8 protein-coding genes and 2 pseudogenes are annotated in these 13,376 nt (G+C 62.9%); 4 read left to right on the plus strand and 6 right to left on the minus strand.

Features of this window, described 5'->3' with window-relative positions; genetic code table 11:
* Positions 1 to 10: 10 nt before the first annotated feature.
* Positions 11 to 919 carry a LysR substrate-binding domain-containing protein gene (locus tag ACZ5M5_RS24410; RefSeq protein WP_464738098.1) on the plus strand — a complete coding sequence of 303 codons (909 nt, stop codon included), beginning with the start codon at positions 11 to 13 and terminating at the stop codon, positions 917 to 919.
* Between the two features lie 142 nt (positions 920 to 1,061).
* Here the strand turns inward: ACZ5M5_RS24410 and ACZ5M5_RS24415 are convergent, their stop codons facing one another.
* Both ACZ5M5_RS24415 and metE read right to left on the minus strand, forming a co-directional pair.
* A complete protein-coding gene (locus tag ACZ5M5_RS24415) occupies positions 1,062 to 2,081 on the minus strand; it encodes an alpha/beta fold hydrolase (protein ID WP_060740856.1) in 1,020 nt (339 codons plus the stop codon).
* A gap of 306 nt (positions 2,082 to 2,387) precedes the next feature.
* Positions 2,388 to 4,699, minus strand: a pseudogene (metE, locus tag ACZ5M5_RS24420) (5-methyltetrahydropteroyltriglutamate--homocysteine S-methyltransferase).
* 109 nt (positions 4,700 to 4,808) lie between these two features.
* Between metE and metR the strand changes: the two are divergent.
* Positions 4,809 to 5,726, plus strand: a complete 918-nt coding sequence (gene metR / locus ACZ5M5_RS24425) for a transcriptional regulator MetR (protein ID WP_060740854.1) — start codon at positions 4,809 to 4,811, stop codon at positions 5,724 to 5,726.
* A 107-nt stretch (positions 5,727 to 5,833) separates the two neighbouring features.
* On the opposite strand, the gene ACZ5M5_RS24430 is transcribed toward metR, so the two are convergent.
* The 4 genes and pseudogenes from ACZ5M5_RS24430 to nosR form a co-directional block, all read right to left on the minus strand.
* Positions 5,834 to 6,331 carry an N-acetyltransferase family protein gene (locus ACZ5M5_RS24430; RefSeq protein ID WP_464738099.1) on the minus strand — a complete coding sequence of 166 codons (498 nt, stop codon included), beginning with the start codon at positions 6,329 to 6,331 and terminating at the stop codon, positions 5,834 to 5,836.
* Positions 6,328 to 6,966 carry a LysE family translocator gene (locus ACZ5M5_RS24435; protein ID WP_053124734.1) on the minus strand — a complete coding sequence of 213 codons (639 nt, stop codon included), beginning with the start codon at positions 6,964 to 6,966 and terminating at the stop codon, positions 6,328 to 6,330. Before ACZ5M5_RS24435 ends, ACZ5M5_RS24430 begins: the two co-directional genes overlap by 4 nt.
* A gap of 24 nt (positions 6,967 to 6,990) precedes the next feature.
* Positions 6,991 to 7,406: pseudogene (locus ACZ5M5_RS24440) on the minus strand (NUDIX hydrolase).
* Between the two features lie 207 nt (positions 7,407 to 7,613).
* Positions 7,614 to 8,981, minus strand: a complete 1,368-nt coding sequence (gene nosR / locus ACZ5M5_RS24445) for a response regulator c-di-GMP phosphodiesterase, NosR family (RefSeq protein WP_060740851.1) — start codon at positions 8,979 to 8,981, stop codon at positions 7,614 to 7,616.
* 226 nt (positions 8,982 to 9,207) lie between these two features.
* Here nosR and ACZ5M5_RS24450 point away from each other — a divergent pair, with 226 nt between their 5' ends.
* Together ACZ5M5_RS24450 and ACZ5M5_RS24455 are read left to right on the plus strand one after the other, a co-directional pair.
* Positions 9,208 to 11,499 carry a GGDEF/EAL domain-containing response regulator gene (locus ACZ5M5_RS24450; RefSeq protein WP_103308444.1) on the plus strand — a complete coding sequence of 764 codons (2,292 nt, stop codon included), beginning with the start codon at positions 9,208 to 9,210 and terminating at the stop codon, positions 11,497 to 11,499.
* Positions 11,496 to 13,370, plus strand: a complete 1,875-nt coding sequence (locus tag ACZ5M5_RS24455; protein ID WP_060740849.1) for a putative bifunctional diguanylate cyclase/phosphodiesterase — start codon at positions 11,496 to 11,498, stop codon at positions 13,368 to 13,370. The genes ACZ5M5_RS24450 and ACZ5M5_RS24455 overlap by 4 nt, the downstream gene beginning before the upstream one ends.
* Positions 13,371 to 13,376: the final 6 nt, after the last annotated feature.

Consider the following 13,376-nt stretch of genomic DNA (forward strand, 5'->3'; position numbering starts at 1 on the left):
CATACTAGCCATGTCCTCACGTCATGGCTTGGATCGAAATGAAACGACTCCCCCGTTGCCGGCGCTGCACACATTTCTGATCACGGCCCAATGCTGCAACTTCACCCGGGCCGCCGAACAACTGCACATCACCCAGGGCGCGGTGAGCCGGCAGATCGCCGGGCTGGAAGATCATTTGGGTTATGCGTTGTTCCAGCGCCAGGCCCGCGGCCTGAGCCTGACCGCCGAGGGCCAGGCGTGGCTGCCACGGGTGCAGCAGGTGTTCAGCCTGATCGGCGATGCGGTCCAGCAGATCGGCGAAAAACGCCAGACCCTACAGCTCAAGGCCCCGACCTGTGTGATGCGCTGGTTGCTGCCGCGCCTGTTGCAGTGGCAGAAGGAACGACCGGACGTGCCGGTGGAACTGACCACGACGGTCAGGCACGGCGTGGATTTCCAGCGCGAAGCCTTCGACGCCGCGGTGGTCTATGGCCCACCACCGGATGCCTCGCTGGCGTGCCTGCACCTGTTCGATGAACAGCTGACGCCTGTCTGCTCCCGCCCGACCCTGGAAGGACCGGTGCCGCTGCATGAACCCGCCGACCTGCAGCACCACTTGCTGTTGCACCCGGCCCTTGACGAGCGCGACTGGAACGCCTGGCTGGCGGCGGCCGATGTGCATTTGAACCACGTCAGCAAGGGCCAGCATTTCGAAACCCTGGACCTGGCGATGTCCATGGCCTCCCAGGGCACCGGCGTGGCGATTGGCGACTGGTCGCTGATCGGCGACGACCTGAGCGCCGGCCGGCTGGTGATGCCGTTCGAGCTGAAGGTCAAGACCGGGCTGGGCTATCACCTGGTACACCCGCGCAAACCCCAGGCTTCGGGGCCGTTGCTGGAGTTGATGGACTGGTTGGTGGCGCAGGCGCAGGTGCGGTAGCACCGTCACAGCGAGCCCCCTGTGGGAGCAAGGCTTGCCCGCGATGAAGGCGACGCGGTCCCTCAGAGATTGAGGTGGCTGTTTCGCGAGCAAGCTTTGCTCCCACACATCCCATTGCCACAAAAGCCAGCCATCAGGGTTATCAGAGCAGATTCGGCGCCTGCACCGGTTCGATCTGTGCCCAATGGGACGTGTCTTCGCGGTGCTGCTGCAGGTACGGCAACACCGCCCCCAGCAACGGCGCCTTGAACGCGTCCTGGAAGCGATGGGCCAGGCCCGGGATCAGTTTCAGTTGGCTGCCTTGGATGTGCGCCGCCAGGTGCACGCCGTGCATCACCGGCAGCAACGGGTCGGCGGTGCCGTGGACGACCAGGGTCGGTACCCGCAGTTGATTGAGCAGGGCTACCCGGCTCGGCTCGGCCATGATCGCCATGATCTGGCGCTTCACGCCTTCGGGGTTGAAGGCCCGGTCATAGGCCAGTGCAGCCTGATGCAACAAGGCCTGACGATCATCCACCACCATCGGGCTGCCCAACGCGGCCAGCAGGTCGGCCTGCTGTTCAAGGGCCATTTCGCGATTCGGAGCACCGCGCCGGGACAACAGTTGCACCAGTCTTTCGCTGGGCGCGGGCAAGCCTGCGGCACTGGAACTGGTCATGATCAGGGTCAGGCTTTCAACCCGCTCAGGCGCCATGGCCGCCATGTGCTGGGCGATCATCCCGCCCATGCTCGCGCCCAGTACGTGGAAGCTTTGTACATGCAACGCGTCCATCAGCCCGAGCCCGTCGTCGGCCATATCGGTGAGGGTATACGGCGCGGCCACGGGCAAGCCGAGTTTGTAGCGCAGGGCTTCAAAGGTCAGGTTGGCGCTGCCGGGCGCCTGGCGCCAAGTGCTCAGGCCGACATCGCGGTTATCGTAGCGAATCACCCGGAAACCCTGCTCGCACAGGGCGACCACCACTTCGTCCGGCCAGTGGATCAACTGCCCACCCAGGCCCATCACCAACAGCAATGCAGGATCCGAGGCACGGCCAATGCTCTGGTAGGCCAGGCTGACCTGATCCAGATCGACCCGTTGGGTCGCAACATTGACATCACAACGAGATGCCGCCATCGACGGCAGGCCGAAAAACAACGCGGCCAGGAAAATAAGTACACGCATGAAGAAACACCGAAACGCAGAACCCCAGTAGAGCGCGAGTCTGATGAAGTTTGTTCAAGCGCGCTGCCACAGTTGCGTGACAGTTTGATGAAGATTGTCGAGTGGTGACCTGAAGTCATGTGGGCACCCTGTGGCGAGGGAGCTTGCTCCCGCTGGACCGCGAAGCGGTCCCAAAAGGCTTCGACCTCAAAATATGATCAAGGCATGACATTTGGGGCTGCTGCGCAGCCCAGCGGGAGCAAGCTCCCTCGCCACAAAAAAGCTCCCCTTGCCAGAGCCAGGGGGCTCGCCCACAACATCCGGGCCTCAGGCCAACTCGCTACGCAACTGCCGCGCCGCCGCCACCATGTTCACCAGTGCCGCTTCCGTTTCTGGCCAGCCCCGGGTCTTCAGCCCGCAGTCGGGGTTGATCCACAGCCGCTCGGCGGCGATGCGTTTCACCGCCTTGCTCATCAGCGCAACCATCTCTGCAGTGTCCGGCACCCGTGGCGAGTGGATGTCGTAGACGCCCGGGCCGATGTCGTTCGGGTAGTCGAACGCCTCGAACGCTTCCAGCAACTCCATGTCCGAACGGGAGGTCTCGATGGTGATGACATCGGCGTCCATGTCGGCGATGGCCTTGATCACGTCATTGAACTCGCTGTAGCACATGTGGGTATGGATCTGGGTGTCATCACCCACGCCCGATGCGCACAAGCGGAACGCCTCCACGGCCCAGTCCAGGTAGTGCTGCCATTGCCCGCGACGCAGTGGCAGCCCTTCGCGGAACGCCGCCTCGTCGATCTGCACGATTCTGATCCCGGCCTTTTCCAGGTCCAGCACCTCGTCGCGCAGGGCCAGGGCCAGTTGTCGGGCCTGGACCTGGCGCGACACGTCTTCGCGGGGGAACGACCACATCAGCATGGTCACGGGGCCGGTGAGCATGCCTTTCATGACCTTGTCGGTCAGGCTTTGCGCGTAACGGATCCAGTCGACGGTCATGGCTTTCGGGCGGCTGATGTCGCCGTAGATGATCGCCGGCTTCACGCAACGCGAGCCGTAACTCTGTACCCAGCCGAAACGGGTGAAGGCGTAGCCGTCCAGTTGCTCGGCAAAGTACTCCACCATGTCGTTGCGCTCGGCTTCACCGTGCACCAACACGTCCAGGCCCAGGCGTTCCTGGATCTGTACGGCATGGCGGATCTCGGTGTGCATGGCGTCCTGATAGTCGTTGGCCGACAACTTACCCTGCTTGTAGGCCTGACGGGCCAGGCGTATGGCCGGGGTCTGCGGGAAGGAGCCGATGGTGGTGGTAGGAAAGGCCGGCAACGCCAAACGTGCGCGCTGGCGTTCGATGCGCAGGGCAAACGGCGAATGCCGCTGGCTGTCCTGCGGCCCGATCGCCGCCAGGCGCGCCTGGACCTCGGCTTTGTGAATGCGCGCCGAGCCGGCGCGACGGGCCTGCACCTCGCGGCTGTCGCTCAACGCCTGCAGCACGGCGGGGGCCTGTGGATCGTTCAGCGCATCGCGCAGCACCGCGACTTCACCGCACTTCTGCACGGCGAAGGCGAGCCAGCTCTTGAGTTCGGGGTCGAGCCGGTCTTCACGTTCCAGGTCCACCGGGCTGTGCAACAACGAGCATGAGGTGCTGACCCAAAGGTTGTCGCCAAAGCGCTCCTGGGCCGCTTGCAATTGCGCCAGCGCCTGCTCCAGTTCACAGCGCCAGACGTTGCGACCGTTGACCAGGCCCACCGAGAGAATCTTGTAGGTCGGCAGGCGGTCCAGCACCTGGCCCAGTTGTTCCGGGTCACGTACCGCGTCGATGTGCAAGCCGTCCACCGGCAGGCTCACCGCCAGGCCGAGGTTGTCTTGCAGGCCACTGAAATAGGTGGCCACGAGTTTTTTCAACGGCGAGTACTGGAGGATGTGATAAGCCCGCTCAAAGGCGCTCCTCCAGGCCAGGGGCAGGTCCAGGGTGAGGATCGGCTCGTCGATCTGCACCCATTCCACGCCCTGGGCCTTGAGGCGGTTGAGGATTTCACCGTAGACCGGCAGCAGGCGCTCCAGCAGGCCGAGCTTGTCGAACGCCTCGCCCTTGGCCTTGCCCAGCCACAAGTAGGTCAACGGGCCGATGATCACCGGTTTGACCTGGTGGCCCAAGGCATGGGCCTCGTCCACTTCGTCGAACAACTGTTCCCAGCTCAGGGCGAAGGTCTGGTCGGCGGAAAACTCCGGGACCAGGTAGTGGTAGTTGGTGTCGAACCACTTGGTCAGTTCCTGGGCGTATTGCGCCTGGCCGTGCTCGGCACCGCAGCAACTGGCCGTGGCGCCACGGGCCATGGCGAACAGGGTGTCGAGGGTCGGCCGGCCCTGGGCATTCAAGGTGCCGTGGAAACGTTGCGGGACGGCGCCCAGGGTCAAGGTGTGGCTGAGCACCTGGTCGTACCAGGCAAAGTCGCCGACGGGCAGCAGGTCGATGCCGGCGTCTTTCTGCAGTTGCCAGTGCCGGGCCCGCAGTTCACGACCCACGGCTTGCAATGCAGCCGGGCCAGGTCGCCCTTCCAGTAGGCTTCGAGGGCTTTCTTCAGTTCGCGGTCGGCGCCGATGCGGGGAAAACCGAGGGTGTGGGCCAGTGCCATGGTGTGCGTCCTCCTGTAAAAGATGGCGCCATTGTCGACAGCTCGACCCACATGAGACAAACTCAACCTTTTCGTGTTGATCACAAGTTTTACTCATGGAGCCACTCCGGTGCTTGAACTCCGTCACCTCAAGACCCTGCACGCCCTGCGTGAAGCCGACAGCCTGGTCGAAGCCGCCGAACGCCTGCACCTGACCCAGTCCGCCCTCTCTCACCAGTTCAAGGAACTGGAAGAGCGCCTGGGCATGCAGTTGTTCGTGCGCAAGACCAAGCCCGTACGCTTCACCAGCGCCGGCCTGCGCCTGTTGCAACTGGCCGATGCCGCCCTGCCGCTACTGCGCAGTGCTGAACGGGACATCGCCCGCTTGGCGGGCGGCACCGCCGGGCGCCTGCACATGGCCATCGAGTGCCATAGCTGCTTCCAGTGGCTGATGCCGACCATCGACCAGTTCCGCGATGCCTGGCCGGAAGTCGAGCTGGACCTGGCCTCGGGTTTCGCCTTCGCCCCCTTGCCGGCCCTGGCCCGGGGCGACCTCGATTTGGTGGTGACCTCCGACCCGCTGGAACTGGCCGGCATCACGTACGTGCCGCTGTTCACCTACGAAGCGATGCTCGCCGTGGCCAACCAGCATCGGTTGGCGGGCAAGCCCTACATCGTGCCCGAGGACCTGATCAGCGAAACCCTGATCACCTACCCGGTGGAGCGAGACCGGCTGGACATCTTCACCCGCTTCCTGGAACCGGCCGACATCGAACCGGCCCAGGTGCGCACATCCGAGCTGACGGTGATGATGATGCAACTGGTGGCCAGCGGTCGTGGCGTCTGCGGCATGCCACACTGGGCGCTGCATGAATACAGCTCGCGGGGCTACGTGAAGGCCAAGCGGCTGGGGGAGAAAGGTCTGTTCGCCACGCTGTACGCGGCGGTGCGCACCGACATGCTCGACGCGCCGTACATGCGCGATTTTTTGCTGACGGCCAAGGACACGTCGTTTTCCACACTCGACGGTGTCAGTGCCGTTCGCTGATAGCTTCTGTGGGAGCAAGGCTTGCCCGCGATGGCGATTGCGAAAACGCCATCGCGGGCAAGCCTTGCTCCCACAAAAAACACACACAGCAGGGAATGGTGGTGGTTTTAGAGCTCGAGCCACATGTGGATTTTGTCGAGGAACTCATCCTCCACGCGGATCGCCATCGGTTCGAGGCCGTACAGGACGAAGCCGCAGCGCTGGTAGAGCTTGAGCGCCGGGGCGTTGCCCGCAGTGACGGTCAGTTGCACCAGGTGCAGGAAGGTGTGGCGCCGGGCTTCGTCGAGGGCCGCCTGCACCAGTTGGTAGCCGAAGCCCCGATGGCGATGTGCATCGGCGACGTACATGCCGAACAGCAGCGCCTTGTGCCGGGCTTTTTCCCGGGGCTCCATGGCCAGGCCGACGATGCCGACCAGTTCTTGCTCGACAAACGCCCCCAACAGTACATCGAGCCGGCTGCCCAGGCGTGACTCCCACCAGTTGATGGGCAACTTCGCCCGTTCGCCGACGCTGGAGGTGAAGGCCTGGGGGTGCAAGGCGTACGCCTGGAGCATCAGCTCGCGATACACCAGGGCATCGCCGGCCCGCAGGCGTCGGATGTTCACGCCGAACGCCGTTGCTCAAGCATCAGGCGCAACGCCAGGGCACCGAGGACAAACCCCATGAAGTAGCGCTGCACTGCCAGCCAGCTCGGGTTATGGACAAACCACGAGGCAATGCCGGCGGCGAACAGGGCGATCAGCAGGTTGACGCTGAAACTGACGCTGATCTGGGTCAGCCCGAGGATGATGCTCTGGGTGAACAGCGAGCCGTGTTCCGGGCTGATGAACTGCGGGAACACCGACAGATAGAACACCGCGATCTTGGGGTTCAGCGCACTGGTGAGAAAGCCCATGGTGATCAGCTTGCGTGTCGAGTCCGCCGGCAACTGCTGGGCCTCGAAGGGCGAACGCGCGCCCGGTTTCACTGCCTGCCAGGCCAGCCACAACAGGTACAGCGCGCCGGCCCACTTCAACACTTCATAGGCCATGGGCACCGCCAGGAACACCGCCGTCAGCCCCGCGGCGGCTGCGAACATGTGCACGAAGAACCCCGCCACCACGCCCAACAGCGACGTGACGCCGGCCTTGCGGCCCTGGCAGATCGAACGGGAGATCAGGTAGATCATGTTCGGGCCGGGCGTCAGTACCATCAGCAACGCGGCGGCGGCGAAAATCAACAGGTCCGGCAATGGAATCATGGGCGTCAGTCCTTGAGGCGTGAATCAGCAAGTGGCGAGGTGTGTCGCTCGATAAAACGGCAGGATCACCTCGCCTGTCAACGGTGCGAGCACAAGATCGCTGTCGCCGGCCGGGTCGATCCAGCACACCTCTTCGATTTCAGCGGCTGGCGAAACCGGGGCGTCGATGTTCAGCAAAAACACCTCGGCCTGCACGATAAACCCCGGTTCGTTGGCCGCCGGTGCGCTGAACACACCCAGGTGGCGGGCCTGGGCCGGGTCGATCCGCAACCCAAGCTCTTCTTCCAGTTCCCGGACCAGCGCCTGCACCGGTTGTTCATGGGCCTCGATCTTGCCCCCGGCTGCATGAAGGCCCGGGTGCCACGCTTGCGCACCAACAGGGTTCGCCCATCCGGCCCGAGCAGCAGGGCGGCGGCGATGCGGATGAGGGAGGTGGTCATGATGAGTCAAAGCCTTGGGCAGAAAAATGCCAGGGAGATTACAGACCACAGTGGCAGGGAGCAAAGCCTGGCACTGGACTGAAAATCAACACACTCCCCCTGTGGGAGCGAGCTTGCTCGCGATAGCATCCGGTCAGTCGACACCGCAGTCACTGACACTCCGCTATCGCGAGCAAGCTCGCTCCCACAGGCATCTTCAGATCCGCATCACCCCAAAATCGGCTTCGGCGCCGAAGGGTCGGCCAGTTCTTCGGGGATCTTGACGAACACGCTGTACCGGGCCCCTTCCATCGACTCGAAGGCGATGAGCTTTTCCACCAGCGGGCCGCTCATGACCTTGCCGGCGTTGAGCAGCAGCATGCCGTTGTCGGCGTTGAGGTTGCGCGCCAGGATCATGCCGGCCACCAGTTCGCGGGTGTTCATGACCTTGACCGTCGGGTCGGACAGGGTCACGTCGTCCAGGTACTCGCCGCAGGCCTTGATGAAGTCCTCGATCATGTCCGGGTCGTACAGCTTGCCGGCGTACTTGCGGATGTAGACCAGCGCTTCGTCGCTGTTCATCTGTCGTTCGAGGATCAACCCGCGCTGCAGCTCGATGAAATCCACCGCCAGTTTCAACAGCCGCGAGCCGAACGGAATGGCCTCGCCCTTGAGGTGCTCTGGGAAACCGCTGCCGTCCCAGCGCTCCTGGTGATGGCGGATGATCCGGGCCGCGTCCTTCATCGGGTCCAGGGTCATCAGCAGCGACTCGCTCTGCTTCGGATAGGACCGATAGAGATCGAGTTCATTGTGGTGCAGCAGGTCGGCGGGCGTGACCATCATATTGTCGGTCCAGCTCAGCTTGCCGATGTTGTAGAGCGCCGCGGCCATGGTCAGGTCACGGTCGGTGGACTCATCGAGAAAATGCAGTCGGCTGTAGACCCTGATCAACTCGATGATCTGCCGGTTGGTCTGCTTGGGCTTGGGCAGGCGCAGGTTGGCGATCAGCGAAAACACCTCGGTGCTGGTCACATAACTGCGCTTGAGCTCGTCATAGGCCAGGTCGAGCATGTCAGCGGTCTGCTGCAGTTCGGAGGTACGCGACGCCACGCGTTTTTCCAGGGTGGCGTTCAGGGTCTTGAGTTGCTGGTTCTGCTCGCGGTTCAGCGCTTCGAGACGCTGGCGCTCGCTTTCGGAATGCTGGTGGGCCAGGGCCTGGCGCAAGGCCTGCACCAGCTCCTCATCGTTCCAGGGTTTGCTGAGGTAACGATAGAGCTGCCCCTCGTTGATGGCCTTGGTCATCATGTCCACATCGGCATAACCGGTGAGCAGGATGCGCAACGTCGAGGGATACAGCTTGCGGATCTCGGCCAACAGCGTGGCACCGTCCATGTTCGGCATGCGCGCGTCGGTCATCACCAGGTCGACCGGCCGCTCCTTGAGAATCTCCAGGGCCTTGGCGCCACTGTCGGCCAGCAGGATCTCGTACGGCTGGCTGCGCAATAGCCGGCGCAGGCTATTGAGAATCGACTCTTCGTCATCGACCAGCAGCACCACCGGCTTCTTTACCGGAACGTCCGGCGATTGATCTTCCATTTGAAACCCCCTCCTGTTCACGACAACCGTTCTACCTGGCCCCGAATTACAGCCTAGTAGATTGCGAAAATTTAGACACATTTGCCATCAGTGGCCGAGCGCATCGCGATGAGGCGACTATGCTCTACCCCATGAAGGGCCATGTACAGGCCGAATACTCATGCCAGTGAAAGGGATATCAGATGTTTCCAGGGTTCTATAGTCAGCATCAAAGTGGTGCACGGCCATGAGCCTGCCTTTGGATAAAACCAATCGGCGGATCCTGATCGTCGACGACACCCCGACCATCCATGAGGATTTTCGCAAGATCCTCAGCCCCCAGATGAACGCCGAAGACAACCTGAGCAGTGCCGAAGAGGCTCTGTTTGGCGCGCCGGTAGCGGTCGCCGCCATGAGTTTCGTGCTCGATTCGGCGTTCCAGGGCATGGAAGCCTTGAACAAGGTCGAGAAGGCGCTGGCCCAAGGGCAGCCCTTCGCCATGGCGTTCATCGACATGCGCATGCCGCCGGGCTGGGACGGCCTGGAAACCATCGAACGGCTGTGGCGCGCCGACCCCAAGCTGCAAGTGGCCCTGTGCACCGCTTACTCGGATTATTCCTGGGAAGATATTTCCGAGCGCCTCGAACTGGGCGACCGCCTGCTCATCCTGAAAAAACCCTTCGACGCCATCGAGATCCGCCAGATGGCCAGCGCCTTGACCGTCAAATGGCAGATGACCGAGGACGCGGCGCTGAAAATGGACATGCTCGAACGGGCGGTCGAGGAACGCACCCGCGAGTTGGCCGACGCCAACATCATCGTGCAGAACAGCCCGACCATTCTCTATCGCCTGCGGGGCGAGCCGCCGTTCGCGTTGATGTACATCTCCCATAACATCACCAAGTTCGGTCATTCCGCGGCGCAACTGATCAACGCGCCGGACTGGGCGCAAACCCTGATCCACCCCGACGACCAGGACAAAGTCCAGGAGGCCATGGTCCGTGTCCTCGACCGGGACACTGCCGGGGCCTCCATCGAGTTTCGCATGCGCACCGGCGACGACACGTTCCGCTGGGTGGAGAACCGTTACATCCCGGTGCGCAACGACCAGGGCCTGTTGCTGGAAGTGGAAGGCATCATCCTCGACATCACCGAACGCAAGCTGGCCGAAGAGAAGATTGCCCTGCTCGCCCGCACCGACGGCCTGACCGGGCTGGCCAACCGCGCCACCATGATCGAGCGCCTGCACCAGGCCTTCGCCGCCGCTCGTCGGGGAGCGGCACCGTTCGCCATGTTCTACCTGGACCTGGACCACTTCAAACGCATCAACGACACCTTGGGCCATCCCATCGGTGACCTGCTGTTGCAGGAAGTCGCCGCCCGCATCAAGTCCTGTACCCGGGAAAACGATGTGGTGGCGCGCCTGGGCGGCGACGAATTCGCCCTGCTGCAACTGGACGTCCATGAAGCGACCCACTGCGCCGCGCTGGCGGGCAAGATCCGTGATGCGCTGGTGGCACCGTATTCCCTGGACGGCAACGACGTGCGGATCTCGGTGAGCATCGGCATCGCCCTGTACACCCCGCAAAGCCTGAGTGCCGACAGCCTGATGGCGCAATCCGACATGGCCCTGTACCGCTCCAAGGAAAAGGGTCGCAACCAGTATCACTTCCACAATGAGGAAATTAACCAGGAAGTCACCGACCGGGTCGCCCTGGCCAACGATCTGCGCCAAGCCATCGAAAACCAGGAACTGCACCTGCACTACCTGCCGGAAGTCGACCTCGGCTCCGGCAAGATCCTCGGCATGGGCGTGCAGGTGCGCTGGAACCACCCCCAACGGGGCTGGCTGGAACCGGCGGCCTTCATGCCAGCGGCCGAAAAGACCGGGATCATCATTGGCCTGGGACATTGGGTACTGGACCAGGCCTGTCAACAGATGCGCCAATGGCGCGACCAGGGCATGGCGCCGCCGGTGATCGCCATCGACCTGTCCCTGACCCAGCTCAAGACCGGACCGGAACTGATCTACGACGTGCTGCGCACCACCGCGCGCTGGGAACTGGCACCCTGGGACCTGCGTTTCGACGTCACCGAAGCCACCCTGGCCCAGACCAAGTGGACCCACAACGACGTGCTGCCGCGCCTCTGCGAATTGGGCGTGCAGATCGCCATCGATGACTTCGGCACCGAATATTCCTCGTTCGATTACCTCAAGACCTACCGGGTCAATCACCTCAAGCTCGCCCAGCGCTTTCTCGACAGCGCCAACGCCGACCCCGAGAACGCCACGACGTTGCGGGCGATCATCAACTTCGCCCGGGACGTGGGCATCGGGATCATTGCCGAGGGCGTCGAGACCCAGGAACAACGCACCACACTGATGTCCAGCGGCGGCGCGATGCAGGCCCAGGGGCATTACTTCAGCACCGTGGTCGACAGCGGCCAAGCCGCCGAACTGCTCAAGGCCGGCACCATCATTCCCGCGACAGACCACTGGACCCGACCAGCGAGCCAGCTATCGGAGAGCAATCCATGAACCCCATGTCGGTGCCTGCCAACCGGCGGATCCTGGTGGTGGACGACACGCCGGCGATCCACCAGGACTTTCGCAAGATCCTCAGCCCCAGCGCCGGCAGCGATGACTCGCTGGACGACACCGAAAGCCTGCTGTTCGGCACCCCGCAGGTCAGCCGGCTGCAATTCCAGATCGACTCGGCCTACCAGGGCGAGGAGGCGCTGGAACTGGTCAAGCGCGCCCAGGCCGAAGGCCAGCCCTATGCGCTGGTGTTCGCCGACATGCGCATGCCACCGGGCTGGGATGGCCTGCAGACCATCGAACGGTTGTGGGAGGCCGACCCGCGGCTGCAAATCGCCCTGTGCACGGCCTTCTCGGACTACTCCTGGGAAACCATGTCCGAACGGATCGAGTTCGACGATCAGTTGCTGATCCTCAAGAAGCCCTTCGATACCCTGGAAATTCGCCAGATGGCCAGCGCCATGACCTGGAAATGGCAGCTGGCCCAGGATGCGGCGCGGAAAATGCGCAGCCTGGAACGCACGATCGAAGAGCGCGTCCAGGAACTGCTCAAGGTGTCTCACCTGCTGCAATACGACGTACTCACCGAGCTGCCCAACAGCATGTTGCTGGGCGATCGCCTGACCCAGGCCATGGCCCAGTGCCGTCGGCACGACCGGCAACTGGCGGTGATGTTCATCGGCCTGGACCGCTTCAAGCGCATCAACAACGCGCTGGGCCATCCGGTGGGCGACGAGATGCTCAAGCGGGTGGCCCGGACGCTGGCCACCGTGGTGCGTGAGTCCGACTCGGTGTTTCGCTACGGTTCCGATGAATTCGTGGTGGTGCTGGGGGACATCGTCGACCCGCAGCAGACCAAGGGCGTGGCCGAGAAATTGCTGGCGGCCATCAGCTCCCCGCAACCCATCGACGGCCATGACCTGAGCGTCACCGCGAGTTTGGGCATCAGCGTGTACCCGACCGACGGTTTCGACGCTGTGGCGCTGATCAAGAAAGCCGAGACGGCGATGCGCAACGTCAAGGAGACCGGCCCCAACGACTACCGTTTCTTCACCGAAGACATGAACCGTCGGGCACGGCAGCAGCAGACCATCGAATCGGGCCTGCGCCTGGCCCTGCAACGCAAGGAATTCGTACTGCATTACCAACCCAAGCTCGACCTCGGGAGCGGCAAGGTGGTCGGGGTCGAGGCGTTGGTACGCTGGAACAGGCCGGAACATGGCCTGGTCTACCCGGGGGATTTCATTCCGGTGGCCGAGGACAGCGGCTTGATCGTTCCGCTGAGCCAATGGGTGCTTCAGGAAGCCTGCCAGCAGGCCTGCCGCTGGCAAGCCCAGGGCATGCGGCCGCTGTGCCTGTCGGTGAACATCTCGGCCATCGATTTTCGCCAGCGCGGCTTCGTCGAAGGCATCACCCGCACCCTCAAGGAAACCGGCCTGGACCCGACACAATTAGAACTGGAGATCACCGAAAGCGTACTGATGCAGAACATCGATACCACGGTCGCCATCCTAAAGGCCATCAAGCAACAGGGGATACGCCTGGCCATCGACGATTTCGGCACCGGCTATTCGAGCCTGAGCTACTTGCAGAAATTTCCGGTGGATGTGCTGAAGATCGACCAGTCGTTCGTCGGTGACCTGAGCATCGACAGCAATGACGCCAAGCTGGTGAGCACCATCATCAGCCTGGGCAAGAGCCTGAACTTGCACATCATCGCCGAAGGGGTGGAAACCCTTGAGCAGCTTGAATTTCTCAAGAAGCACCACTGTGAGGAAGTCCAGGGTTATTACTTCAGCAAGGCCGTCGAACCGCAGGCCTTTGCCGATTGGATGACCGAGTGGGAAAAACGCCAGAACCCGTTTTCGTGAACACCT

The sequence above is a fragment of the Pseudomonas sp. Van50 genome (assembly GCF_055390755.1).

Excerpts from the sequence above, each read along its gene's own strand:
- ACZ5M5_RS24410 (WP_464738098.1), top strand. The coding sequence starts at position 11 with ATGTCCTCACGTCATGGCTTGGATCGAAATGAAACGACTCCCCCGTTG.
- ACZ5M5_RS24415 (WP_060740856.1), bottom strand. The coding sequence starts at position 2,081 with ATGCGTGTACTTATTTTCCTGGCCGCGTTGTTTTTCGGCCTGCCGTCG.
- ACZ5M5_RS24435 (WP_053124734.1), bottom strand. The coding sequence starts at position 6,966 with ATGATTCCATTGCCGGACCTGTTGATTTTCGCCGCCGCCGCGTTGCTG.
- nosR (WP_060740851.1), bottom strand. The coding sequence starts at position 8,981 with ATGGAAGATCAATCGCCGGACGTTCCGGTAAAGAAGCCGGTGGTGCTG.
- ACZ5M5_RS24450 (WP_103308444.1), top strand. The coding sequence starts at position 9,208 with ATGAGCCTGCCTTTGGATAAAACCAATCGGCGGATCCTGATCGTCGAC.
- ACZ5M5_RS24455 (WP_060740849.1), top strand. The coding sequence starts at position 11,496 with ATGAACCCCATGTCGGTGCCTGCCAACCGGCGGATCCTGGTGGTGGAC.